Annotated in this window: 27 protein-coding genes; 13 read left to right on the forward strand and 14 right to left on the reverse strand. The window is 58.4% G+C overall.

Annotation, left to right across the window (positions count from 1 at the left end):
- Positions 1 to 26 precede the first annotated feature (26 nt).
- Together PL599_RS21305 and PL599_RS21310 are read left to right on the forward strand one after the other, a co-directional pair.
- On the forward strand, positions 27 to 977 hold the full coding sequence (locus tag PL599_RS21305; protein ID WP_271359871.1) for an aldo/keto reductase: 951 nt from the start codon (positions 27 to 29) through the stop codon (positions 975 to 977).
- A gap of 1 nt (position 978) precedes the next feature.
- Positions 979 to 1,422: a GNAT family N-acetyltransferase gene (locus PL599_RS21310; RefSeq protein ID WP_269825231.1), complete on the forward strand. Its 444-nt coding sequence runs from the start codon at positions 979 to 981 to the stop codon at positions 1,420 to 1,422.
- Here PL599_RS21310 and PL599_RS21315 read toward each other — a convergent pair whose 3' ends face one another.
- The gene (locus PL599_RS21315) at positions 1,423 to 2,313 is read right to left on the reverse strand and encodes a LysR family transcriptional regulator (protein WP_269825232.1); all 891 of its coding nucleotides are present in this window, start codon (positions 2,311 to 2,313) and stop codon (positions 1,423 to 1,425) included.
- 118 nt (positions 2,314 to 2,431) lie between these two features.
- Here PL599_RS21315 and PL599_RS21320 point away from each other — a divergent pair, with 118 nt between their 5' ends.
- Entirely contained in the window at positions 2,432 to 3,433 is a 1,002-nt protein-coding gene (locus PL599_RS21320) for an aldo/keto reductase (protein WP_142913740.1), read from the forward strand.
- 58 nt (positions 3,434 to 3,491) lie between these two features.
- On the opposite strand, the gene pheT is transcribed toward PL599_RS21320, so the two are convergent.
- The 6 genes from pheT to infC form a co-directional block, all read right to left on the reverse strand.
- Positions 3,492 to 5,915 carry a phenylalanine--tRNA ligase subunit beta gene (gene pheT / locus PL599_RS21325; RefSeq protein ID WP_191217328.1) on the reverse strand — a complete coding sequence of 808 codons (2,424 nt, stop codon included), beginning with the start codon at positions 5,913 to 5,915 and terminating at the stop codon, positions 3,492 to 3,494.
- Positions 5,916 to 5,939: 24 nt separating this feature from the next.
- Positions 5,940 to 7,022: a phenylalanine--tRNA ligase subunit alpha gene (gene pheS, locus PL599_RS21330; RefSeq protein WP_077983783.1), complete on the reverse strand. Its 1,083-nt coding sequence runs from the start codon at positions 7,020 to 7,022 to the stop codon at positions 5,940 to 5,942.
- Positions 7,015 to 7,893 (reverse strand): lipopolysaccharide kinase InaA family protein, encoded by an 879-nt coding sequence (locus PL599_RS21335; protein WP_191217326.1) that lies wholly within the window; start codon positions 7,891 to 7,893, stop codon positions 7,015 to 7,017. The genes pheS and PL599_RS21335 overlap by 8 nt, the downstream gene beginning before the upstream one ends.
- A gap of 164 nt (positions 7,894 to 8,057) precedes the next feature.
- On the reverse strand, positions 8,058 to 8,462 hold the full coding sequence (rplT, locus tag PL599_RS21340; protein WP_003493358.1) for a 50S ribosomal protein L20: 405 nt from the start codon (positions 8,460 to 8,462) through the stop codon (positions 8,058 to 8,060).
- A 40-nt stretch (positions 8,463 to 8,502) separates the two neighbouring features.
- A complete protein-coding gene (gene rpmI, locus PL599_RS21345) occupies positions 8,503 to 8,706 on the reverse strand; it encodes a 50S ribosomal protein L35 (protein ID WP_003493355.1) in 204 nt (67 codons plus the stop codon).
- A gap of 189 nt (positions 8,707 to 8,895) precedes the next feature.
- Positions 8,896 to 9,432: a translation initiation factor IF-3 gene (gene infC, locus PL599_RS21350; protein WP_077224822.1), complete on the reverse strand. Its 537-nt coding sequence runs from the start codon at positions 9,430 to 9,432 to the stop codon at positions 8,896 to 8,898.
- A 187-nt stretch (positions 9,433 to 9,619) separates the two neighbouring features.
- Here infC and PL599_RS21355 point away from each other — a divergent pair, with 187 nt between their 5' ends.
- Positions 9,620 to 10,408 (forward strand): alpha/beta hydrolase, encoded by a 789-nt coding sequence (locus tag PL599_RS21355; protein ID WP_269825233.1) that lies wholly within the window; start codon positions 9,620 to 9,622, stop codon positions 10,406 to 10,408.
- Positions 10,409 to 10,527: 119 nt separating this feature from the next.
- Entirely contained in the window at positions 10,528 to 11,142 is a 615-nt protein-coding gene (locus PL599_RS21360) for a transglutaminase-like cysteine peptidase (RefSeq protein WP_089153251.1), read from the forward strand.
- A gap of 57 nt (positions 11,143 to 11,199) precedes the next feature.
- Here the strand turns inward: PL599_RS21360 and mbfA are convergent, their stop codons facing one another.
- Positions 11,200 to 12,183 carry an iron exporter MbfA gene (gene mbfA / locus PL599_RS21365; RefSeq protein WP_269825234.1) on the reverse strand — a complete coding sequence of 328 codons (984 nt, stop codon included), beginning with the start codon at positions 12,181 to 12,183 and terminating at the stop codon, positions 11,200 to 11,202.
- A gap of 141 nt (positions 12,184 to 12,324) precedes the next feature.
- Here mbfA and PL599_RS21370 point away from each other — a divergent pair, with 141 nt between their 5' ends.
- Positions 12,325 to 12,795, forward strand: coding sequence for a group III truncated hemoglobin (locus PL599_RS21370; protein WP_269825235.1), 471 nt, complete (start codon positions 12,325 to 12,327; stop codon positions 12,793 to 12,795).
- A 162-nt stretch (positions 12,796 to 12,957) separates the two neighbouring features.
- Positions 12,958 to 14,061, forward strand: a complete 1,104-nt coding sequence (locus PL599_RS21375) for a TRAP transporter substrate-binding protein (RefSeq protein ID WP_077984484.1) — start codon at positions 12,958 to 12,960, stop codon at positions 14,059 to 14,061.
- Positions 14,062 to 14,067: 6 nt separating this feature from the next.
- Here the strand turns inward: PL599_RS21375 and PL599_RS21380 are convergent, their stop codons facing one another.
- Positions 14,068 to 15,162, reverse strand: coding sequence for a helix-turn-helix domain-containing protein (locus PL599_RS21380; protein WP_269825236.1), 1,095 nt, complete (start codon positions 15,160 to 15,162; stop codon positions 14,068 to 14,070).
- Between the two features lie 143 nt (positions 15,163 to 15,305).
- Here PL599_RS21380 and PL599_RS21385 point away from each other — a divergent pair, with 143 nt between their 5' ends.
- Positions 15,306 to 16,382, forward strand: coding sequence for an alpha/beta hydrolase family protein (locus tag PL599_RS21385; RefSeq protein WP_137409606.1), 1,077 nt, complete (start codon positions 15,306 to 15,308; stop codon positions 16,380 to 16,382).
- A 5-nt stretch (positions 16,383 to 16,387) separates the two neighbouring features.
- Here PL599_RS21385 and PL599_RS21390 read toward each other — a convergent pair whose 3' ends face one another.
- The 3 genes from PL599_RS21390 to PL599_RS21400 form a co-directional block, all read right to left on the reverse strand.
- Positions 16,388 to 16,915, reverse strand: a complete 528-nt coding sequence (locus tag PL599_RS21390) for a GNAT family N-acetyltransferase (RefSeq protein WP_269825238.1) — start codon at positions 16,913 to 16,915, stop codon at positions 16,388 to 16,390.
- A gap of 21 nt (positions 16,916 to 16,936) precedes the next feature.
- Positions 16,937 to 17,518 (reverse strand): helix-turn-helix domain-containing protein, encoded by a 582-nt coding sequence (locus PL599_RS21395; RefSeq protein WP_077984486.1) that lies wholly within the window; start codon positions 17,516 to 17,518, stop codon positions 16,937 to 16,939.
- Between the two features lie 95 nt (positions 17,519 to 17,613).
- On the reverse strand, positions 17,614 to 18,015 hold the full coding sequence (locus PL599_RS21400) for a ketosteroid isomerase-related protein (protein WP_142913747.1): 402 nt from the start codon (positions 18,013 to 18,015) through the stop codon (positions 17,614 to 17,616).
- Positions 18,016 to 18,087: 72 nt separating this feature from the next.
- Between PL599_RS21400 and PL599_RS21405 the strand changes: the two genes are divergently transcribed.
- Genes PL599_RS21405 through lepA form a run of 3 tightly spaced genes read left to right on the forward strand, consistent with a single transcriptional unit; the run spans position 18,088 to position 21,458 of the window.
- Positions 18,088 to 18,693 (forward strand): GNAT family N-acetyltransferase, encoded by a 606-nt coding sequence (locus PL599_RS21405; RefSeq protein ID WP_162520573.1) that lies wholly within the window; start codon positions 18,088 to 18,090, stop codon positions 18,691 to 18,693.
- Positions 18,690 to 19,559 (forward strand): carbon-nitrogen hydrolase family protein, encoded by an 870-nt coding sequence (locus PL599_RS21410; protein ID WP_269825239.1) that lies wholly within the window; start codon positions 18,690 to 18,692, stop codon positions 19,557 to 19,559. The genes PL599_RS21405 and PL599_RS21410 overlap by 4 nt, the downstream gene beginning before the upstream one ends.
- A 60-nt stretch (positions 19,560 to 19,619) precedes the next feature.
- Entirely contained in the window at positions 19,620 to 21,458 is a 1,839-nt protein-coding gene (gene lepA / locus PL599_RS21415) for a translation elongation factor 4 (protein WP_162520589.1), read from the forward strand.
- 64 nt (positions 21,459 to 21,522) lie between these two features.
- Here lepA and PL599_RS21420 read toward each other — a convergent pair whose 3' ends face one another.
- Positions 21,523 to 21,930, reverse strand: a complete 408-nt coding sequence (locus PL599_RS21420; RefSeq protein ID WP_142913750.1) for a DUF2000 family protein — start codon at positions 21,928 to 21,930, stop codon at positions 21,523 to 21,525.
- A 94-nt stretch (positions 21,931 to 22,024) separates the two neighbouring features.
- Between PL599_RS21420 and PL599_RS21425 the strand changes: the two genes are divergently transcribed.
- Positions 22,025 to 22,801 carry an AraC family transcriptional regulator gene (locus PL599_RS21425; RefSeq protein WP_162520574.1) on the forward strand — a complete coding sequence of 259 codons (777 nt, stop codon included), beginning with the start codon at positions 22,025 to 22,027 and terminating at the stop codon, positions 22,799 to 22,801.
- On the opposite strand, the gene PL599_RS21430 is transcribed toward PL599_RS21425, so the two are convergent.
- On the reverse strand, positions 22,802 to 23,689 hold the full coding sequence (locus PL599_RS21430; RefSeq protein ID WP_077984492.1) for an NAD(P)/FAD-dependent oxidoreductase: 888 nt from the start codon (positions 23,687 to 23,689) through the stop codon (positions 22,802 to 22,804).
- Between the two features lie 154 nt (positions 23,690 to 23,843).
- On the opposite strand from PL599_RS21430, the gene PL599_RS21435 reads away from it, so the two are divergent.
- Positions 23,844 to 24,302 carry an Rrf2 family transcriptional regulator gene (locus PL599_RS21435; protein ID WP_077984493.1) on the forward strand — a complete coding sequence of 153 codons (459 nt, stop codon included), beginning with the start codon at positions 23,844 to 23,846 and terminating at the stop codon, positions 24,300 to 24,302.
- Positions 24,303 to 24,484: the final 182 nt, after the last annotated feature.

The following is a 24,484-nucleotide window of genomic DNA, read 5'->3' on the forward strand; positions in this document are numbered from 1 at the left end:
CAAAGTCAGCAACAGGAGCATTCCTCGTGGAAAAACGAAGCCTTGGCCGCACCGGCCTCTCCATCGCCCCGATCGTCTTCGGTGGCAACGTCTTCGGCTGGACAGCGGACGAGAAGACTTCCTTTGCCCTGCTCGACGCCTTTTTCGACGCCGGGTTCAACGCCATCGACACGGCAGATGTCTATTCCGCCTGGGTGGATGGACATGTGGGCGGCGAGTCCGAGGCGATCATCGGCAAATGGCTGAAGCAATCGAGCGTCAAGCGCGAGGACGCGGTGATCGTCACCAAGGTCGGTTTCGACAATCGCGGCCAGAAGACAGGGCTGAGCGCCAGGTGGATCGCAGAGGCTGTCGAGGCTTCGCTGAACCGATTGCAGACTGACTATATCGACCTCTATCTTGCCCATAAACCGGATGCGGACGTGCCGCTGGAAGAGACGCTTGCCGCCTTCGCAAAGCTGAAGGAAGAGGGGAAAATCCGCGCCATCGGCTGCTCCAACTATACCGCGAGCCAGCTTCAGGAGGCGCTGGACGTGGCTCGGAAGAATGATCTTCCGCGTTATGATGTGCTGCAGCCGGAATATAACCTCTATAACCGCGCGGATTTTGAAGGTCCTCTTGCCGATCTTTGCGTCAAGGAAGAGCTCGGCGTCATCAACTATTACAGCCTCGCCGCCGGCTTTCTGACCGGGAAATATCGCGCCAAGGCCGATACGGAAGGTGTCGCCCGCAGCTATCGCGTCGGCGAATATGTCAACACACGTGGTCTCGCCGTTTTGGGCGCCATGGATGCTGTGGCGGTACAGACCGGGGCTAAGCTCGCGGATATCGCACTGGCGTGGCTGTTAAGGAAAAAGGCGATAACCGCGCCGATTGCCAGCGCCACCAGCCTGTCGCAGCTTGAAAGCTTCAAACGCGCCGGCGATCTGAAGCTCACGGATGATATGATGACCCTTCTCGACAAGGCGGGCGTATAAGATGGAACTCACGATTCGCGACGCAGAGCCGGCTGACCGGGCGGAATGGCTGCGCCTCTGGAACGATTACCTCGCCTTTTACGAGGTTGATCTTGCCGATGATGTGACGGAACACACCTGGGCGCGTATCCTCGATCCCACATCCCGTGTTTCCATGCGGGTGGCCATGCTCGGCAAGCGCATGGCCGGTTTCGCCGTCCACCATTTCCATGATTCCACCTGGGTGAAGACACCGGACTGCTATCTGGAGGATTTATTCGTCGATGGCGAAATCCGTGGCAAGGGCACGGGCCGGGCGTTGATGGATGACCTGATCACTATTTGCAAGGACAAGGGCTGGTCACGGCTTTACTGGAATACGGACGAGCATAATCATCGTGCCCAGAAGCTTTACGACAGCTACGTCAAAAGCGACGGCCATATCCGCTATCGCATCAAGTTCTGATCAGCCCCTGAAGCGGAAAAAATCCACGAAAGCCCTCAGCGCCGGACGCATCTGCCGGCGTGAGGGATAATAAATGTAAAAACCGTCGAAGGGCGCGCACCAGTCCTCCAGCACGCGGATCAGCTTTCCCTCCCTGATATCGTCCTCGACACGCTGCTCAAAAACGAAGGCAAGCCCTGCGCCGTCAATCGCCGCCCGTCGAATGAGGCTCTGGTCCGACAGGATCAGCGGCCCTTGCACATCGACCACCAATGGCTTGCCATTCTTCTCCAGTTCCCAGCGATAGATAAGGCCGCTAGCGAAACGCCGGCGAATGCAGCGATGCCGAATGAGATCCCTGGGATCGCGTGGCGATGGATTTTCCGCAAAATAGGACGGAGAGCCAACAATTGCGCCGCGCCACGCGCCGCTGGCTTTAACCGCAATCATATCCGCATCGAGGTGCTCCCCGAGCCGCAGCCCGGCATCGAAACCCTTTGCGACAATATCCTCGAAGCGGTCGTCGGTTGAAATTTCGAGTGAAATATCGGGATAGAGCCGCAGGAATTCACCCAGCCGTGGCACGATGAGGTCCTCGGCGGCCAGTCTCGGCAGAGTGATGCGCAGGGGGCCGGCCGGTCTCCCGCCATGCTCGGCGAGGGTCTCGATGACCGCATCGATATCCGCAAGTGCAGGGCCAAGCGTCTCGAGAAGCCGCCTGCCCTCCTCTGTCGGTGAGACGCTGCGGGTGGTACGATGAAGCAGGCGTAGCCCAAGGCTCGCCTCCAGCGATGACACCGCATGGCTGACGGCGGAAGGGGCAATGGCAAGTTCGGCGGCGGCCTTGCGAAAGCTGCGGCCTTCGGCAACGGCGGCCAGAACGGCCAGCTGGGAGAGTTGCACACGATTCATTGTTCTAAATGATAGAACAACCCACACGGATTTGCAGCGATTATTTTTATCGCCATGAGACGCTATTTTCTAACCACGCCCCCTAGCGATGGGCGGTTCCTTATGGAAGGACGTACAAATGAAAAAAAGAACCCTCGGAAACAACCTTTCCGTTTCGGCGCTTGGCCTCGGCTGCATGGGTATGACCCATGCCTATAGCCCGACCGGCGATGAGAGCAGCGCAATTGCAACGCTGCACCGCGCCGTCGAACTCGGCGTTACCTTTTTCGATACGGCGGAGGTTTACGGGCCTTACAACAACGAAATCCTTGTCGGCAAGGGTTTGAAGCCCTATCGCGACAAGGTGGTCATCGCCACCAAGTTCGGCTTCAAAATCGACACCACCAAACCCGCTGGCCAGATGATGGTAGGCACCGACAGTCGCCCGGAAAATGTGCGCGCCGTCGCCGAAGCCTCTCTCAAACGCCTTGGCGTCGATGAGATCGACCTGTTCTACCAGCATCGCGTCGATCCGAATGTTCCGATCGAAGACACGGTCGGCGCCATGGCCGAGCTGGTGCGACAGGGCAAAGTGAAGCATCTCGGCCTGTCGGAAGCGAGCGCCGAAACACTTCGCAAAGCGCACGCTGTTCATCCGATTGCGGCCATTCAGAGCGAATATTCTCTATGGACCCGCGACGTGGAGGAAAACGGCGTGCTGGAGACCTGCCGCGAACTCGGCATCGGTTTCGTCCCCTTCAGTCCACTTGGACGCGGCGCTTTGACTGGCGCATTGAAGACGCTCGACGGACTTGCATCGGACGACTTTCGCCGCGGCCTGCCGCGTTTTCAAAGCGAAAACTTCGACGCCAATCTGGCGCTCATCAAGCTTCTGGAGGACATGGCGACTGAGAAGGGCGTGACCGCCGGACAACTGGCTCTGGCCTGGGTTCTGGCGCAGGGCGACTTCATCGTTCCTATTCCCGGCACGACAAAAATCGCCAATCTGGAGAAGAATGTTGCCGCGGCGGAGGTATCGCTGACGGCAGAAGAAGCCGCCAGCCTCGGCGCGCTACTTTCGCCCGCAAAAGTCGCCGGCGCGCGTTACCCAGAACAGATGTCACGGATGGCCAATCGCTAGAAACAAAAAGCCGCGGCAACCGCCGCGGCTTTGTTCATTCCGACAGATGCCCCCAGGCTCAGGCGCGCAGGACGCCGCCCGTCGATTTCTCGACATTGCCGACGATCTTGGCCGTCAAGGCTTCGAAATCCTCGTCCGTCAGCGTCTTGTCGACCGGCTGGATCTGGACCTCGATGGCTACCGACTTGCGGTTTTCGCCGAGCGATGCGCCTTCGAAGATGTCGAAGACGTTGACGCCGGCGATCAGCTTGCGGTCGGCGCTTGTAGCCGCCTTGATGATGGCGCCCGCTTCCACCGACTTGTCGACCACGAAGGCGAAGTCGCGCTTCACCGCCTGGAAGGGTGAAAGCTCAAGCGCAGGCTTGGTCCGGGTTGCCTTCTTCTTCGGCTCCGGCATGGCGTCGAGATAAATCTCGAAACCGCAATAGGCGCCGGAGACATCCAGTTCGGACAGCGTCTTCGGGTGGAATTCACCGAAATAACCGAGCACGACCTTCGGACCCATCTTGATGGTGCCGGAACGGCCGGGATGATACCAGGAGGGGCCGCCGGCCTCAATCTGCACATTGGCCATGGGCAGGCCGCAAGCTTCGAGCACCGAAAGCGCATCGGCCTTGGCGTCATAAACATCGACCGGCTTACCGCCGCCCTTCAAAGCATTGGACCACATGCGGCCGCTACCCGCCAGCGAGGCCGTTCCACGGCGAACGCCGCCGGCAACGCGGCGTTGCTTATCAGGTGTATCGCCCTCATAGGTGCCGGAAACCTCGAAGATCGCGACGTCACCATAGCCCTTGTCGGCATTGCGCTGTGCGGCGGTCAGCAGGCCGGGCAGCAGCGAGGGCCGCATGTCAGACATATCGGCCGCAATCGGGTTTGCGAGCTTCAGGGCCGGCGAACCGCCGCCGAACAGCTTTGCCTGCGCTTCCGGGATGAAGGACCAGGTGACGGCCTCGAGCATGCCGCGGCTTGCCAGCGCACGGCGCGCGGTGCGGGTGCGGATCTGCAGCGTGGTCAGGATACGGCCGTTGACGGCACCGAAGCTTTCCAGCGGTTCCGGCTTGATATTGTCAACGCCATGAATGCGCATGACCTCTTCAACCAGATCGGCCTTACCGTCGACATCAGGACGCCAGGACGGCACGGTGACGGATACGCGCTCGCCCGTTCCCTCGACGCCGAAACCGAGACCCTTGAGAATGGTGAGACTCTCCTGCGCCGACACTTCCAGACCTGTCAGGCGCTTCACCTCCGTCAGCGGGAAATCCACGACCTTTGGCTGATGGCCCTTGTAGCCAACGACTTTGGCTTCCCCGGCAATGCCACCGCAGAGTTCCAGAACCAGCTCGGTGGTGCGTTCCAGACCCGGAACCATATATTCCGGATCGACACCGCGCTCGAAACGATAACGCGCATCTGTGATGATGCCGAGCGAACGGCCGGTCTTGGCGATGTTGATCGGATCCCAGAGAGCGGATTCGATCAGCACGTCGACGGTGTTCTCGTCGCAGCCTGAATGTTCGCCACCCATGATGCCGCCGATGGACTCGAGGCCTTTTTCATCGGCGATGACGACATTGTTCGGACCGAGCTTATATTCGCGCTGGTCGAGCGCGAGGATGGTCTCGCCCTCCTTCGCACGGCGAACCGTGAGATCGCCTTTGACCTTGGCGGCATCGAAGACGTGCATCGGCCGACCCTGATCGAAGGTCATGTAGTTGGTGATGTCGACAAGCGCATTGATGGGGCGCAGACCGATTGCCATCAGGCGCTGCTGCATCCATTTCGGGCTTGGGCCATTCTTCACGCCGCGCACGATGCGCAACGAGAAGCCGGGGCAAAGGGCAGTGTCGTCCAGTTCCAGCCTCACGTCCACAGGCGTTGCGCCTTCCACCTTGAAGGACGGCGCGGGTCTCGTCTTCAGCTTGCCGAGACCGGACGCGGCGAGATCACGAGCAATGCCATAGATCGAGGTGCAGTCGGGACGGTTCGGCGTCAGGTTGATTTCGATGACCGGATCGTCGAGACCGGCATAGGTGGCGAAGGACGTGCCGACAGGGGCATCCTGCGGCAGATCGATGATGCCGTCATGATCGTCGGAGATGTTGAGCTCCTTTTCGGAGCACATCATGCCGTGGCTTTCCACGCCGCGTATCTTGCCGACTGCAAGGGTGACGTCGATGCCCGGAACATAGACGCCCGGACGCGCGAGCGCACCGACGAGACCGGCGCGTGCATTCGGCGCGCCGCAGACGATCTGCACCGGCTTGCCGTCTCCGGCATCGACCATCAGCACCTTGAGGCGGTCGGCCTCGGGGTGTTTTTCAGCGGAAACCACCTTGGCAATGACGAAAGGCTTGTAGGCCGTTTTGTCATCAACATCCTCGACCTCAAGGCCGATTGCCGTCAGCCGCTCGCAGATCTCGTCCAGCGTCGCATCCGTTTCGAGATGCTCTTTCAGCCAGGAAAGAGTGAATTTCATGTCTTTGCTCCTTGGCTAACCGGATTAAACGCTGAGACCGCCGAATAGCGTCGGCATGTCGAGCGGGCGGAAGCCGTAATGGGTCATCCAGCGGACATCGGCGTTGAAAAAATCACGCAGGTCAGGCATGCCGTATTTCAGCATTGCGATGCGGTCGAGGCCCATGCCCCAGGCAAAGCCCTGATATTCATCCGGGTCAAGCCCGCCAGCGCGCAGCACATTGGGGTGCACCATGCCGCAACCGAGGATTTCCATCCAGTCCGTGCCTTCGCCGAACTTCACGATTGGGCCAGAACGGTCGCACTGGATATCCACCTCGAAGCTCGGCTCCGTGAAGGGGAAGAAGGACGGGCGGAAGCGCATGACGACGCTGTCGACCTCAAAGAAGGTCTTGCAGAATTCTTCCAGAATCCAGCGCAGATTGCCAACATGCGCCTTCTTGTCGATGACAAGGCCTTCGACCTGATGGAACATCGGCGAATGCGTGGCGTCGGAATCCTGGCGATAGGTTTTGCCCGGAATGACGATGCGGATCGGTGGCTTCTGGCTTTCCATGGTGCGGATCTGCACGGGCGAGGTGTGCGTACGCAGCACCTTGCGCTCGCCGTTTTCATCCGGTGGCAAGAAGAAGGTGTCGTGCATTTCGCGGGCCGGATGACCTTCCGGGAAATTCAGCGCCGTGAAGTTATAATAATCGGTCTCGATATCGGGACCTTCCGCAATGGAGAAGCCCATATCCGCAAAGATGGCGGTGATTTCATCGACGATCTGGCTGATCGGATGAATGCGGCCGCGCTCGGCCGGAGACTGGCGGACCGGCAGGCTGACATCCACCGTTTCCGCCTTAAGCCGGGCGGCGATGGCCTCATCCTTCAGCGCGTTCTTGCGCTCGCTAATGAGGTCGGTGATTTCGGTCTTGAGCTGGTTGATGGCAGCCCCACGGGTCTGGCGCTCTTCCGGCGTCATGCTGCCAAGCGTCTTCAAAAGCTCCGAAACCGAGCCTTTCTTGCCAAGCGCGGAGACGCGCACGGCTTCGATGGCCGGCTCATCGGCAGCGGCGGCGATCTCCGACATCAGTTGCGATTTCAAGGTATCAAGTTCAGTCATCTTTTCCTGCCTTGCCGGACTTTTTTACAGCGGCGTCGGTGTTCACAGCATTCATCAGATAGTCGGTCGCCATGATAAAGCGTCGCAGATCACTACCCATCCGCACGCGCCCGATCAACCGGGCAAGCGGTAAAAATCGCCCGAGAATGCGGGTCAGGCGGCTTAATTCTTCGACTGCCCGGGGTGGGGCGTTTTCAAGCCAGCGTGAAAAGGCCGCATCGCGGGTTTTAGGGGCATCACAGGCACGGGTCGCGACCTGCAGAAACAGCAGCCAGATATCGCGGGCCTGCGCCGTTTCAAGCGGCATGACCTCCTGCGGGCGCTCCTCGAAATCCATGAAACCGACACGGCCGTCCTTTAAAAAGAAATCACGCACATGCGGGCGACCGTGGCAGAGGCCTGCAGCATGCAGCTCGCCGAGCGCTTCTGCGGATTTCACAAGCAAGGCGTCATGCTCCACCGGATCGGACGACTTCAGCGCATCCATCCGCTCCATGATCGTTGGGCCGACATCTCCCAGCACCACCGCCGTACGTGAAGAATAGATCAGCGGCGGAACCGGGAAGCCGCGTTGCTGGAACTGCTGCAATGTTTCCAGTTCTCGCTGCATGAGGCCGGCACCATCAAGCGGTTCGGAAGGACGAAGAAAAGTGTAGGGCAGAAGTTTCGACAGCAGCTTCTGCATTTTCATCCACCAGGTCACCCGTTCCGTGCCCTGCCGTTTGATCCACACCGTCAGCTGCGAAAGCTCGACCTTCTGAATGCGCCGGTCACTTTTCAGGAGGACGCGCATCACGGTTGCGATGTCATCGTCTTCGAGATGAACGCGAAAACCTTCCGCTTCCACAACCTCACTTTTATTGACCAGCATTTCCATCCACCAAGGGTTTCGCTCCAAACGGCGTGAATACTCCAACTCTTCTAAATTTCTAAATTAAAAAATACCGATGGAAATTATCAGCAACTCAAAACGAAAAACCCGCGCCGGTTTCCCGACGCGGGTTTCAAATGAACAACAGATTGTCCGCGCCGTAATTACTTTACAGCGGTTTCAAACTCGTTGGCCGTGCCGGCATCCTTGAGGTACTCAAGCGCCTTCTTTGCTGCTTCGACGAGCGCGCCGAATGCTGCCGGCTCATGGATAGCCATGTCGGACAGAACCTTGCGGTCGACTTCGATGCCAGCCTTGTTCAGGCCGTCGATGAAGCGGCCATAGGTCAGGCCGAATTCGCGAACAGCAGCGTTGATACGCTGGATCCACAGAGCGCGGAAGTTGCGCTTGTTAACCTTGCGGTCGCGGTAGGCGTACTGCTTGGAACGATCCACGGCAGCCTTTGCTGCGCGGATGGTGTTCTTGCGGCGGCCGTAGAAGCCCTTGGCTGCCTTGAGTGTCTTGGTGTGCTTGGCGCGGGAAGTTACGCCACGTTTTACGCGTGCCATGTCATGATCTCCTTAAAGTGTCCAAAAGTGCGGAAAAGTCTCAGAGACCGTTCGGCAGGTAGTTCTTGACGACCTTCTTGCCGTCAGCTTCGGCGAGAACCATGGTTCCGCGCGCGTCGCGAATGAACTTGTTGGTACGCTTGATCATGCCGTGGCGCTTACCGGCGGCAGCTGCAACAACCTTGCCGGTGGCGGTGATCTTGAACCGCTTTTTTGCAGCGGACTTCGTCTTCATCTTGGGCATTTTGCTACTCCGTTTTTGTATCGAAACAGGCAGACGAGGCCTATTTCAAGCTATTCAGGAACGGCCTCGGCATGCCCTGCCGGACCGTTCGGACGCGCGCTTATAACCGCAGTCGGCTAAAAGCGCAACGGGGAAAGCAAACTTCCCCTTGCGATGGCTATTCATGCGGCCTTAAAAGGCTGGCGCAAGTTATTTCGGGGCGAGAACCATCATCATCTGACGGCCTTCGAGCTTCGGCTCGGCTTCCACCTTGGCAATCGCCTGGGTGTCTTCCTTCACCTGGAGGAGAAGCTTCATGCCGAGTTCCTGGTGGGCCATTTCACGGCCACGGAACTTCAGCGTCACCTTCACCTTGTCACCTTCGTCAAAGAAACGGTTCATCGCCTTCATCTTCACGTCATAATCATGCGTGTCGATGTTGGGGCGCATCTTGATTTCTTTGACTTCGACGATCTTCTGTTTCTTGCGCGCTTCAGCGGCCTTTTTCTGGGTCGAGTACTTAAGCTTGCCGAGATCGAGGATCTTGCATACCGGCGGCTCTGCGTTCGGCGAAATCTCGACGAGATCGAGACCGGCCTCTTCCGCCATTTTCAAAGCCTGATCCGTCGGCATGCTACCGAGGTTCTGGCCCTCTTCATCAATAAGCTGAACTCTGGGAACCCGAATTTCCCGGTTGGAGCGCGGCCCCTCCTTGACGGGGGCATCGGCTTTGAAAGGTCTGCGAATGGTCGTATTCTCCTGATCTGTTTCTGGATCACGTCAACAAAAAACAGCTTGTTTGGTACAAGTGGCGGAAATGTCGTTATTGCCGCGGCGAAGTCAATAGCATATCTGCCCGAAAAGATCACCTGTTGCCACGGATTTTGCAAATACGCCGCCGATATTGCAGGAAAATCAGGAGAATTGCATATACATGACCGAACAAGCCATTGAATTTCTGCATATAGGAATGGGCGACGACGCCCGCAACATTGCCTTCCTTCATCGCCGCGCAACATCGCAACAGGACGCGCCCATGCTCGTCTGGTTGGGCGGATACCGTTCCGATATGACGGGCACCAAGGCAATTGAGCTTGACCGCTTCGCCGCGGAAAACGGCCTTGATTGCCTGCGCCTAGATTATTCCGGGCACGGGGCTTCCGGCGGTGATTTCAACAAAGGCACGATCTCGAGATGGCTCGAGGAGGCACTAGCGGTGGTGCGTGCAAAAGCGCCGTCACGGGTCATTCTCGTCGGCTCGTCGATGGGTGGATGGATTGCATTGCGCATGGTCGAGGAGCTTCGCAAGGCGGGCGGCGCACCCTCCGTCGCCGGTCTGGTTCTCATTGCGCCTGCGCCTGATTTCACGCAGGAACTGATAGAGCCGAGCCTTTCGGATGCGGAAAAAGCCTCTCTCGCAGAACGGGGTTACTTCGAGGAACATTCGGAGTATAGCCCCGAGCCCAACATCTTCACCCGCGCGCTGATGGAAGACGGAAAGCAGAACCGCGTGCTCACGGGCATCATCACCACCGGCTGCCCCGTCCACATCCTGCAGGGCATGCGTGACCCAGACGTTCCCTATCAGCATGCTTTGAAACTCATCGAACATCTTCCTGCCGACGATGTGGTGCTGACGCTGATCCGCGACGGAGACCATCGGCTTTCCCGACCGCAGGATATCGAGCGGATGCTCGCAGCTGTCAAAGCCCTTGCAATATAGGCATTTGCGCAACGCTCTTAACCATATTCAGCGAGTCTTGAGGGCCGCCGTTTGCTAATGATTGACTCGCACCCCCGATCCCTCTTAACTTTTCATTAAGAATTTAAGGGACGGGTTTCATGATGAACGCACCGCTGGCGCGTGCGCTGCTGTTTGCAGTTGCCGCCGGGCTAATGACTGCCGCCTCCGCCACCGCGGAAACCAAGGGAAGCCCTTCCATGGTGACGGGCGGTATTACCTCCCAGCCGATCGGCCATTACGAGTTCTGTCAGAAATATGCCGACGAATGCAACATCCGTAGCAAGGTCACGCCGCCGCCGCGCGTTACCGAATATGGCTGGGGCGTCATTCGCGAGATCAATACGTCCGTCAACACGACCATCGTGGCGATGACCGACCAGGAAATCTACGGCAAGGACGAGGTCTGGGAATATCCGACGACCGCCGGCGACTGCGAAGATTTCGTGCTGCTGAAGCGCAAGAAGCTGATCGAGCGCGGTTTTTCCGTCGCCGATCTGCTGATAACAGTCGTGCGCAAGCCTGACGGCGAAGGCCATGCCGTGCTGACGCTCCGCACCACGGACGGTGATTACATTCTCGACAACCTCACCGACGACGTGAAGCTGTGGACCGACACCAACTACACCTATCTGAAGCGACAGGCGTCCTTCAACACGGGCCGTTGGGTCTCCATCGAGGATGGCCGCGACGTTCTGGTTGGCGCATTGCGCTGACGCTTAAAGTTCCGCGTCTGAGAGATTGGAGCCCGCGGTAGCGGGCTCTTTCTTTTCTCACCCGTTACCGATGATAATACCCGCCGCGAGCACCAGCGAACCACCCAGCACCACCTGAAATACGGCGCGAAGAAACGGCGTTTCCATGAAACGGTTCTGAATGAAGGCGATAGCCCAGAGCTCCACGAAAACAACGATGGCGGCAATCGCCGTTGCTGTCCAGAAATGCGGAATGAGATAGGGTAGCGCGTGGCCGAGACCGCCAACGGCCGTCATGATACCCGAGGCCAGGCCGCGCTTCAGCGGTGATCCACGGCCGGAAAGCTTGCCATCGTCGTGGGCGGCCTCTGTGAAGCCCATGGAGATACCCGCACCGACGGAGGCGGAAAGACCGATGAGAAAGGTCTGCCAGGTATCCTGCGTTGCAAAGGCGGCCGCAAAGATCGGCGCGAGCGTCGAAACGGAACCATCCATCAATCCCGCGAGACCGGGCTGCACATAGGTCAGAAGAAATTGCCGCCTTGCGGTTTCCGCCTCTTCGGTCTTGCCATCCTCATCGAGATGTTTCTCTTCCAGCATCTGCGCGATGTCTTCATGCCCCCGCTCCGCCTCGGCCAGATCGCCGAGGAGCTTGCGCGTCGAGGCATCGCTGGTGCGTTTGACGGCCTCATCGTAAAAACGGATTGCCTGGGCTTCCATCAATTCGGCCTGGCCGCGGATTTTTTCCAGCGACAGATTCTTCACCAGCCAGTCCGGGGTGCGCTCATAAAAACCACGTACATGTTCGCGACGGACGAGCGGGATCGTCTCTCCGAAACGGCGGCGATGCATGTCGATCAGCACGTTTCGATGCTGCTGCTCAACCTCGGCCATATCATCGAAGACTTTCGCCGATTGCGGATATTGCACACGCAGATGATCGGCATAGGAACGATAGATGCGGGAATCGTCTTCTTCAGACGAAATTGCGAGCGCTAGGATTTCCTGTTCGCCAAGGGAAGAAAAGGGACGTTTGGACAGGGAGAAAAGACTACGAAACATGGCTGAAACCTTTTTTAGAATAATTCTAAATACATCTCCGCCGCGACAGGATCAAGTCATTTTAGAATAATTCTAACAAGGCAAAGGGTCGCATTGCGGGTCGCATCGCAGCAGGGTAAATTCGCCCAAAAAGGAAACACCATGCAGGACGACATTGCGGCCAGAGCCACCCACAGCGCGGAAATTCAGGACAGGGCGGAAAAAGCCATGGCTGCGATCGGCGTGGATGCCGGATTTATCGATGTGTTGGTGGAAACATTTTACGGACGCGTTCTCGCCCATCCCACGCTCGGCCCGGTTTTTGATGCACGGCTTGACGGGCGCTGGCCGGAACATATGACAAGGATGAAACAGTTCTGGGCGGCAGTGGCCTTCAAGAACGGCGGTTACGGCGGCAAGCCCGTGCAGGCGCACCTCGGCGTAAAGGGCATGTCGGCGGAGCTTTTCCCGCAATGGCTTGCGCTTTTTTCAACCACGCTCGACGATGTCGCGCCGAGCAGACAGGCCCATGACTGGTTCATGGAAACGGCCGAACGCATCGCCAGAAGCCTGACACTTTCGCTGTTTTACAATCCCGCACTGGACGACCCGGCGTTGATGCGCAGCAAATGATACGGAGAGACGTGAAGAAGCAACATTCGCCAAGCATTACCGATGATCACGCAAGTTTCGAACATTCCCTCTTGATGACCGCAAGGATAAATGATTAGTAGCCGGCGGGAGGCGTACCGTACGGTTCGCCCGTCATATGCAGACATAGCAGGGCTTATCGACATGGATCGCAGATCATTTATCCGCAAGGCGGGCGCTCTTAGCGCCGGTGTTACAGCAACGGCGCTTGCCGCTCCGGCCATTGCACAGGAAAATCCCAAGATCACCTGGCGCATGACATCGTCCTTCACCAAGGGCCTCGACATTCTTTTCGGGGCCGGCCAGATCGTCGCCGACCATGTCAAGGAAGCCTCCGGCGGCAACTTCGTCATTCAGCACTTTGCCGGCGGTGAAATCGTGCCAGCGTTGCAGGCGGCGGACGCGGTGACGGCCGGAACCGTCGAAATGGCGCATACCTGCGCCTATTATTACGTCGGCAAGGACCCGACCTTCGCACTCGGCACCTCGGTTCCCTTCGGCCTCAACGCGCGCCAGACAAATGCCTGGTTCAATCAGGCCGGCGGCAATGAGCTGCTCAATGAATTCCTTGCCCAGCACAATATCTATTCGATCCTTCTCGGCAATACCGGCGCCCAGATGGGCGGCTGGTTCCGCAAGGAAATCAACACGATCGATGACCTCAAGGGTCTGAAGATGCGCATTGCCGGCCTCACCGGCCAGGTGATGCAGAAGGTTGGCGTGACACCGCAGCAGATCGCCGGCGGCGACGTTTATGCCGCGCTGGAAAAAGGCACGATCGACGCTACCGAATTTGTCGGCCCCTATGACGACCAGAAGCTCGGCTTCTACAAGGTCGCAAAATACTACTACTATCCGGCATGGTGGGAAGGCGGCCCGGCCGTTCATGCCTTCGTGAACCTGCAGAAGTTCAATGAACTGCCCGAGAACTACAAGCGCATTCTGAAGGATGCCTGCGCCGCCGGCAGCGCCAGCATGCTGGAACGTTACGATGCGCGCAATCCGCAAGCCCTGAAGGAACTCGTGGCGCAGGGCGCTATCTTGCGCCCGTTCAGCCAGGAAATCCTCGATGTCTGCCATAAGGCGGCGCAGGAAACCTACGCGGATATTTCGGCCAAGAACGAGAGCTTCAAGAAGATCTACGAGAGCCAGCAGGCCTTCAAGAAGGACGCTTATCTCTGGGCGCAGATCGCTGAATATACCTACGACACCTACATGATGATCCAGCAGCGTAACGGCACGCTCTGATTCCCATTATTTCCCGACGATCTTCAAACGGTCATCCGGCATCTGCCGGGTGGCCGTTTTGTTTGGCGAGACCAGCTTCCATACCTGCCGTTCACGCCAGTCCACCGGGCTCATGCCGGTGACGCGGCGGAATTCCCGGTTGAAGTTGGACTTGGTCTGGAAACCCGAGGAAAACATGATCGCCGTTACGGATTGCTCCGTCTCTTCCAGCAGCCGGCACGCTTCGCGGATACGAAGTTGGTTGACATATTGCGAAACATTGATGCCGAGGGAACGATTGATGGCCCCGGAAATCTGCCGGCTTGGCAGGCCGAGGCGTCTGGCCAGCCGCGTCAGATTGAGGTTCTCGTCACGGTAAAGCGCCTGTGTTGTCATCAGTTGGTCGAGGCTTGCCACAATGTCTCGATCCTGTTTCGATGGTGCCACCGAAAGCGGCGATTCCTCAGCAAGCTCTATAGCCGCTTGCGGTGCTTTGCTTTTTCCAGCCATAGCGGCCATCAGACCGATCAACAACAGCCCGAAAAGATTGGCATTGCTGACGAGTGCGGCGACATTCTCTCCGTGCGCCCCTTCAAAATCGAGAAACACCAGAAGGTCGAACAGTGCCGAAACGCAAAGGGCAATGGCAGCAATGATGAGCGCCCCATGCGCCGAACTGACGCTGGCGAATTGCGCCTCGTCCAGCCCATCCGGCCCCCTTCCTCCAAGAAGAAGCAGTGCGGCGGCATGGCCGACAAAGATGAGGATCAAGGCAAGATCGATCGCCACCGGCAGGGCGAACTCCAGAACGACAATCAACAGAGGCGAGAGCACAAGACCTGCCAGCATCGTCCTTCTGCTGTCTGCCCCGACCCTCATCAAGCCGCGAAAGGCGATATAGACAAGTGGTGGCAGGCAGGCGGCGAGAACCGGCAGGACATAACGCACGGCATTGACGCCATACCCCCAGCGCAGGCCGACAAGAACCGATTGCGCCGCACAAAGCGCGATCAGGGCCAGAAAGGCGCGGTTCGTCCGCACATCGTCTCCGCTTCGGAAAAAGACGATGAACATGACGACCAGCAGAAGCGCCACGACGAATGGCAGGGGAATGAAAAGCACGAAAGAATATCCCGGATCGACGATCTATTGCCCTGTCATGGACCAAATCGCGTTTCGGTACGACCTCAAACGTGATCAAGGACGCATTTATACGTCCAAAAGAGAGAACGGGAGCATCCACCTTGTCAAACGGAGAAGCTCTCATGACACTGAAAAACACCCTCGTCGCACTTCTGGTATGCGCGGCGTTTTCCTCGCAGGCATTGGCTGCTGATGACGTTGGACTTCTGAACGTCCCGGTGTCCTCCAAGGCGCGCAACACGGACCTTGATGTGACAATTTGGTATCCGGCCAAAAGCGGGACCGGCACGCCCGCTCTTTCTGGCGATAACCGCATATTTCAGGGGATGGCAGTGCGGAAGGACGCGTCCATCAAGGACGGACATTTCCCGCTCGTGCTGATCTCCCATGGTTCCGGCTCGCGCGCGGAGGCCATGGCGTGGATTGCGGCGAAGCTCGCTAGCGAAGGCTTCATCGTTGCTGGAACCAACCATCCCGGCACGACCAGCGGCTATTCCACACCTGCGGACACGCCGAAAATCTGGGAACGGACAGACGATCTTTCCTCGATTCTCACGGCGCTGACGACGCAAGGCAAATGGTCGAGCGTCATTGATGCGCAGAGGATCGGCGTCCTTGGGTTTTCGCTGGGCGGCAGCGCGGCAATGGAGATTTCGGGCGCACGCGCCGATCTCAACGCGTATAGGCGCTATTGCGAGGATTATGCGGCGATGATGGATTGCCAATGGTTCGCCGGCGGCCGGGGTTATGTCAATAACGAGCCGGTCAGCGTGCCGAAGCTCGACCTCAGAACCATCGATAAGACGCAGTTCGAGCAGCAGAACCGCGATCCCCGCATCCGTTCCGCCGTGCTCGTCGATCCCGGCCTGGCGCTCGCCTTCCAGCTGGAGGGCCTGAAACAAATCGATATTCCACTGACCTTCATTAATCTCGGCGGCAAAGGGAAAATACCGCCGGCTGTGCTGGCTGACAAACTCGCAGCCGAGGTGCCCGGTTCAACCTATCAGCAGGTGGATGAGGCAAACCATTTCAGCTTTCTGCCCCTTTGCAAGCCGGAAGCCGATGCGTTTCTCAAATCCGTCGGTGAGCGCGATCCGATCTGCGAACCGGCCGGGCCGCGCGACCGTGCAGATATTCATGCTGAACTGGAAAAGATGATTGTTGCCGCCTTCAACCGCACGCTGAAGCCAGGGCAATAGGCAGCCTAAACGCTCTGGCCGATCCGCTTGTAAAACAGGGTCGTGCCGCAATAACGCCCATCGGGAAACAGGGCGTAGTCAGGAATGACGCCGACCCGCTCCCACCCGAGACGGGGATAGATCGCCTCCGCATCGCTGCCCGTGGCCGTATCCAGCACCAGAAGGGTGCGGCCACGCTTCGCCGCCTCTTCTTCCACCTTCTGCATGAGTTTGCGGGCAAGTCCGAGACCGCGCGCCGAGGGATGCACGAGAAGCTTCATCAGATCGCCGCGATGCGGCTGGTTGGGTTTGGAAGCGAGGCCCACTTGTACGGTGCCCACCACCATGCCATCCACTTCCGCCACCACATGAATTGTGCCGCCTAGTCCCACGGCAGCTGCCACATCCCGCCAAAATGACTCGGCGTCCTGTGGGGAAAAGGGCAACATGAAACCAACGGATGCGCCGCCGTTCACGCAGGTGGAGAGGACTTCGCAGAGTTCCGGCAGGACATCGAGCGTCTCTTGCCCGTTCAACACGCGGATTGTGGCCATAAAAACTCCTGTCAGGAAAAATCAGCGCTGTCTTTGATCCAGCACGACGGCATAACGGGCGGGTTTTTCGGAAGGATTGTGAAAGACATGCCCTTCTCCAACCGGCATGAAAAGGCAATCTCCGGGTTCCATCAGATGCACGACACCGCCGCTCGTCATCTCCAGAACGCCTTCGAAGAGCCAGACATATTGCGTCATGCCCCGGCTTGCCGCATGCGGCGGAAAACCGACACGCGTGCCTGCTGGAAATTCGACTTCAACGATATCAACGTCAGACCCCATACGTGGCGGGGAGATGGCGCGGCGTACATAGCCCGTCTCCGGATCTTTCCAGAGCTGCTGATCGCGCTTTCTCACCAGGGGGGAAACAACCTCTTCGTCTTCGGCGAAGAAACCGGAGAGCGACAGGCCAAGTGCTGCGCAGATGCGGGCGAGCAGCGACGCCGTGGGGCTCGCCTCTCCACGTTCGATACGGGAAATCATGGCTCGGCTGACGCCGGATTCGGACGCTAGCCTGTCCAGCGTCAGGCCGTTTTCAGCCCGCAACGTTTTGATCCGCTCGCCGATCGAGCGGTCGAGAATATGATCTTCGTTTTCCATCATATGAGAATTGCATTCTCATATGATGGAGTCAATATCCATGATAGTGGAAATTGTGACCGTTTTCGCCGCCGGTTGCTCCGCGACAAATAGAGGTGTCAAGCGCCGACCTGGGCAATCCAATCGTTGAGGTTATAGTAGTTCGTTACTCGGCTAACTTTTCCGTCCTTCAGGTCGAAAAAGGCACCGGCTGGCAGGACGTATTTTTGGCCATTAGCCTCGGGCAACCCTTCGTCGGTCTTGAGATATTGGCCGTTCACGACGAATTCGGCGGATGCGCGTTTGCCGTCATCGCTCGCCATGATCACCATATCGGTGAGGTTTTCCCTATAGCAGCGGTTCATGTGGTCCATGAAGGAGGCAAAGGCGGCCTTGCCGGTCTGGCGCTCGCCCTGATTGATGTCATGCACCACTTCATCGTGAAGCAGCGCCAGGAAGGCATCCATGTCCTGACGGTTGAAGGCATCGTAATAGGCGCGGATGGTCTCGGCAGCGGTCATCGTCTTCTCCGTTCATGCTTGCGCGGGTGTTCCATGACGGTATAACCAGTGCAACCGAGAGTGAAAATGCCCATGACCGTCGAAATCAAGTCTCTTTCCGGCATCGACGCCGCGCATCATTTCGATGACCTCGCGCGCCTGCGGATCACGGTCTTCCGTGCCTTCCCCTATCTCTATGACGGCTCGCTGGACTATGAGCGAAAATATCTCGCGACCTATGCCGATACAGACGGCGCGGTCTTCGTGCTGGCGCTCGATGACGGCAATGTGGTCGGCATGTCGACCGGCATGCCGATGGCGGCAGAGACCGAAGAGGTGAAGGCGCCCTTCATCAAGGCGGGTTACGATCCGGACCGGATATTTTACTTCGGTGAAAGCGTGCTGCTGCCCGGCTATCGTGGTCACGGGATAGGAGTGCGCTTCTTCGAGGCGCGGGAGGCGCATGCAAAGAGGCTCGGCTTTGATCGCTGCACCTTCTGTGCCGTCGAGCGGCCCGCCGACCATCCGCGTCGCCCAGCGGATTACGTGCCGCTCAATGCCTTCTGGGAAAAGCGCGGCTATCGCCATCACCCAGAATTGCGCACCAGCTTCACATGGCAGGACCTCGACGAGGGCAGCGAAAGCGCAAAACCGCTGTCCTTCTGGATGAAGAACATTGCCGGAGACGGAAACGAATGACCCGGTTAGCCGCCAGCCAATATGCCATCGAACTGATCGAAACATGGGAGGCCTATGCCGCGCATCTTTCCGCCATCGTCCGCGAGGCCAAGGGTAAGCGCGCGGAACTGCTGCTGCTGCCGGAATATTCGGCGATGGCGCTGACCGGGCAATTGTCACCCGATGCGCGCTCCGATCTGCACCGTTCCATCGAAGACATACAGCCGCTCATCCCCTCCTGGGTGGAGCTTTGCGAAGAGCTGGCGCGGCAACATCAAATCCTCTTCCAGCCGGGCAGCGCCCCCGTGAAGGATCCGGACGGCAAGTTCCGCAACCGCGCATGGCTGTTTGGCCCGGATGGCCTGATCGGATATCAGGACAAGCAGATCATGACCCGCTTCGAGCGGGAGCAATGGAACATTCATGCCGGCGTGGAGGGCCTGAAAGCCTTCGAGACCCCGATCGGCAGGCTCGGCATCCTCATCTGTTACGACAATGAGTTTCCGATGCTGGGCCGCAGGCTGGCGGAGCTCGGCGTCGAACTTGTTCTCGCCCCCAGCTGCACCGACACGCTGGCGGGCGCCTACCGGGTTCGCATCGGCGCGCAGGCACGGGCGCTGGAAAATCAATATGCCATCCTCTCCTCCCCTACTGCGGGCGAGGCCCCATGGTCTCCCGCCGTCGATGAAAATTGCGGCCGCGCCGCCCTTTATGTGCCGTCAGACTATGGCATGCCGGCATCCGGCATCATTGCGGAAAGCGAGCACGATGCGGTCACACAAAGCACGTTGCTGATCGCAGATATCGATCTTGCCGCCGTTGCAAGGCTGCGCACCGAAGGACAGGTGGCCACCCGGCGTGACTGGCCGGAGCAATTTGCGATCTGAAAGCCCATTTTAAAGGGCTTTTAACCAAATTCCCGCTTTGCGGCATGACAAGCCCCTGCTATAGCGCGGGACATGAGCACAAATTCGACCCGCACGCCCCTGGACCATATCCGCAACTTCTCGATCGTTGCCCACATCGATCATGGCAAATCGACGCTGGCCGACCGGTTGATCCAGTCGACGGGCGGCCTTGCCGAACGCGACATGTCGGAACAGGTTCTCGATTCGATGGATATCGAGCGCGAGCGCGGCATCACCATCAAGGCGCAGACCGTGCGCCTGCATTACAAGGCGAATGATGGCGAAACCTATGTGCTGAACCTCATCGACACGCCCGGCCACGTCGATTTTGCCTACGAAGTGTCCCGCTCGCTCTCGGCCTGCGAAGGCTCGCTGCTGGTGGTCGATGCGTCGCAGGGCGTGGAAGCCCAGACGCTCGCCAACGTCTATCAGGCGATCGACAATAATCACGAACTGGTCACGGTGCTCAACAAGATCGACCTGCCGGCGGCCGAACCCGACCGTATCAAGGAGCAGATCGAGGAAGTGATCGGCATCGATGCTTCCGATGCGGTGATGATTTCGGCCAAGACCGGCCTTGGCATTCCCGATGTTCTCGAAGCCATCGTCCACCGCCTGCCGCCGCCGAAGAGCGATGTCGGCGAAAACGGGCCGCTGAAGGCACTGCTGGTGGACAGCTGGTACGACACCTATCTCGGCGTCATGGTTCTGGTGCGTGTCATCGATGGCGTGCTGAGCAAGGGCCAGCAGATCCGCATGATGGGCTCCGGCGCGAAATACGGCATTGAGCGCGTCGGTGTGCTGACCCCGAAGATGGTCACTGTCGATAGCCTCGGCCCCGGCGAGATCGGCTTTATTACCGCGTCGATCAAGGAAGTGGCCGATACCCGCGTCGGCGATACCATCACCGACGACAAGCGCCCGACAGCGCAGGCCCTGCCCGGCTTCAAGCCCGCGCAGCCCGTGGTGTTCTGCGGTCTCTTCCCGGTCGATGCAGCCGACTTCGAGGATTTGCGCGCGGCAGTGGGCAAGCTCCGCCTCAACGACGCCTCCTTCTCCTTCGAAATGGAATCGTCGGCCGCTCTCGGTTTCGGTTTCCGCTGCGGCTTCCTCGGCCTGCTGCACCTCGAAATCATTCAGGAACGCCTCGAGCGCGAGTTCAATCTCGATCTCGTCGCCACCGCCCCTTCGGTTGTCTATGAAATGACGCTGACCGATGGCACGGAAAAGGAACTGCACAACCCGGCCGACATGCCCGACGTTGTGAAGATCAAGGAAATCCGCGAGCCGTGGATCAAGGCGACGATCATGACGCCGGACGAATATCTCGGTGGCATCCTGAAACTCTGTCAGGACCGGCGCGGCCTGCAGACGGAGCTGACCTATGTCGGCAACCGTGCAATGATCACCTATGAACTGCCGCTCAACGAAGTGGTGTTCGATTTCTACGACCGGCTGAAATCCATCTCCAAGGGTTACGCTTCGTTCGATTACAACATCATCGACTATCGCGCTGGCGATCTCGTCAAGATGTCGATCCTCGTCAATGGCGATCCGGTGGATGCGCTCTCCATGCTGGTGCACCGTTCGGCGGCCGACCGGCGCGGGCGCGGCATGTGCGAAAAGCTGAAGGAACTCATTCCGCCGCACATGTTCCAGATTCCGATCCAGGCGGCCATTGGCGGCAAGGTCATCGCCCGCGAAACCGTGCGCGCGCTGCGCAAGGACGTGACGGCGAAATGCTATGGCGGCGACGCGACGCGCAAACGCAAGCTTCTGGACAAGCAGAAGGAAGGCAAGAAGCGCATGCGCCAGTTCGGCAAGGTGGAAATTCCGCAGGAAGCCTTTATCGCCGCGCTGAAGATGAACGACGAATAAGCAGCAAAATCATATTGCCATCGCTATTGAAGGGAGGCCCATAGCCTCCCTTTTGCGTTTAGGGTCACGCGTGCAACTTGGCACCCTTGGTGATCTTGTCGACGATCTTCCTGTCGGCCCTCAGCGCCATGCCGACCACCTTGGCATCATCAGGAGAAAATTCCGAAAATATCTGGCGGTTGGCGACATCGTGCCCGGTGGCGAACATTTCCTCGATATAAAGCGATGTCGTGACGTCGCGCTCGAGGGATCGCTGGTGGATTTTGCGCAACGCCTCCTGATCCGTAGCCATGACGACAATCGGCTGAATGGACAGGGGATTATAGACGTTGCCCGCCCCGTCGCGGTATGGTTCGCCGATGATCTCTCGTGCCTGGGCGACGATCCCGGACATGAGAAATGCGGTAACGTTCAGTTTTTGCCACACGGCAAGGTCATCGCGAAGGATGACGGCGATCTTGGTATCAAACATGCGAACTCAATCTGGCTGTGGTTACGAAAGAGAAACGATCCTAGCGCCTCGGGGCGTCGGCGATCTTGAACGTTCGTGCAAATTCGAAGGGATCGTGCAGGCGCCCTCCAGCGAAGGCATAGAGCGCATCGAAGCGCGCTTTCATGGCAACGCCTATGCGCCGCACCGTCATGATACCTATGCGCTGGGTGTCACGCTTTCCGGCGTCCAGACCTTTTCCTATCGGGGGAAATCGCATTTCAGCATGCCCGGAAAGGTAATCGTGCTGCATCCGGACGAAGTTCACGATGGCGGCGCAGGCACCGATGAAGGGCTGCGCTACCGTATGCTTTATCTTCCGCCCGAAAAAACGACTGAGGCGGGATATAATGCGCTGCCCTTCGCCCAAAATCCCGTCATCGAAGATGAGGAATTCCGGCGATGCCTCATTGAGGCGCTTGGCAATCTGGAAGGCGAGCCGGACAATCTGCTTCTTACCGACTGGCAGTCAAGACTGGCGGACTTGCTCTGGAAACATTCAAACGGAAGCGCCAGAACCATCAAACGGATCGACCGTATCGCCGTTTTACGGTGCCGGGACTATCTGCTGGAGAATAGCGCCGGCACCGTCGGCTCTGAAGAGCTGGAACGGATAAGTGGGCTCGACCGCTTCACGCTCTTTCGGCACTTTCGTTTCCTGTTCGGCACAAGCCCGCACCGCTATCTCATCATGCGCCGACTGCAAAAATGCAAGGACATGATGCGTGCGGGTGCGGGGCTTGCGGAAACGGCATTTGCCTGCGGTTTTGCGGATCAGGCGCATTTTACCCGACACTTCAAAAATGCCTTTGGCATGCCGCCGGGACGCTGGCTCAACCTTGTTTCGAATTGATCATTCCGGAAACAGGATCGACCGGTGAGCCGCAGCACCCGCCATGGCGCCGTCTCCCACCGCGAGGGCGACCGAGCCGGCAGGCCTTGCCACGTCACCGCAGGCGAAAATACCGGGGGCGGTGGTCTGTTTCATCGGGTCTGTCACGATGCTTGATCCCATGGGCCCTTCCTCCACAGCGCAGCCAAGTTTTTCCAGCCAGTTCGAGGCGATACGCAATTTCGGCTGGGTGAAAAGGCCAGCCAATGCGATGCTGCGTCCATCCGCCAGAACGACATCCGCATGCCCCGTAATTTCCCGGATGCGGGTTGTTTCCACCCGCACGCCGCGCTTTGACAACAATGCGTTCTGGTCCGCATCCGGCTCGAAGACGCCGTTGGTGAAAAAGGTCGTCTCGCCCCAGTCGGGCAGCATCAATGCGTGGTGAATGGCCAAAGGTGAAGCGGCGATGACGCCGATCTTTCCCTGATTGAGCTCGTAACCATGGCAATAGGGGCAATGGAAGACCGAAGAGCCCCAACGCTCTTTCAGCCCGGCAATTGCAGGCAATTCATCGGCGACGCCCATAGCGAGGATGAGCCGGTCCGCAGTCTCACGACGGCCGCCATCGATCTCGATTACAAAATCGCCGAAGGAGCCTTCGGCATCGGTCACCCTGCCCTCAGCCCAATCTATGGTCGGGTAGCGTTCGATCTGGCGGCGCGCCTCGGTGATAATTTCACCCGGCGCCTTGCCATCCTGACCGAGAAAACCGTGGGAATGGCTGGCGAAACGGTTTCTCCGTTCACCTGCGTCCACCACCAGAATGTTTTTTCTGGCGCGTCCAAGCTGCAGGGCGGCTGAGAGGCCGGCATAGCTGCCGCCGATAATGATGACGTCGAATTTCATGATGCACCCATCGTTTCAGGAGGGAGGCGGAAGTGCCCGTTCGTTTCACGATACTTATATTGTTACGTGATTTTCGGAGTCAATAGTCACGCAACTTATATTGTTACGTCACATCGAAAGTGATAGCGTCGTTGTAAACAAGCGGGTTTGGACAATGAGACACGACACGCGCCTTTCACGGGTGCTGCATATTCTGATCCATATGGAAAATCATAAGGGTGCAGCGACTTCCGAGAGCATCGCAGCGATGCTTCAGACCAATCCGGTGGTGGTGCGCAGGACAATGGCGGGCTTGCGAGAGCATGGTTATGTCTCGTCGGAAAAAGGCCATGGCGGTGGGTGGGTGCTGGCGCGGCCGCTCAGCGAAATCACGCTGCTCGATATTTACCGGGCGCTTGGCGCGCCGGAACTGTTCTCGATCGGGTTGGCTGGCGACAACCCGAACTGCGTTATCGAACAGGCTGTCAATGCAGCACTTTTTGATGCCATGAAAGAGGCGGAAAACATTCTGCTGTCCCGTTTCGGAGGCATTGCCCTTTCGCAGCTGGCGCAAGAGTCCATCAGCCGCTGGTCCAGGGTTTCCAACCACCCTTCCGCGATGGAACAGCTTTAGGGGACGGGAAAGGGGCCATCTCGCAAAGAAAAACCGCCTGCCCTGAGGCAGACGGTCAGACTGCTGACAAACCCCTGGCGTGAGCTGGGGGTTTATGATTCATTGGGACATGTTGAAGAAACCTGCTCCTGAACAGACCGCTCTCGAGATGGTGACGCTCGATAGTCTGGTCCCGAAAGATC

It is taken from the genome of Agrobacterium sp. ST15.16.055 (assembly GCF_027956555.1).
Taxonomy (GTDB): Bacteria; Pseudomonadota; Alphaproteobacteria; order Rhizobiales; family Rhizobiaceae; genus Agrobacterium; species Agrobacterium salinitolerans.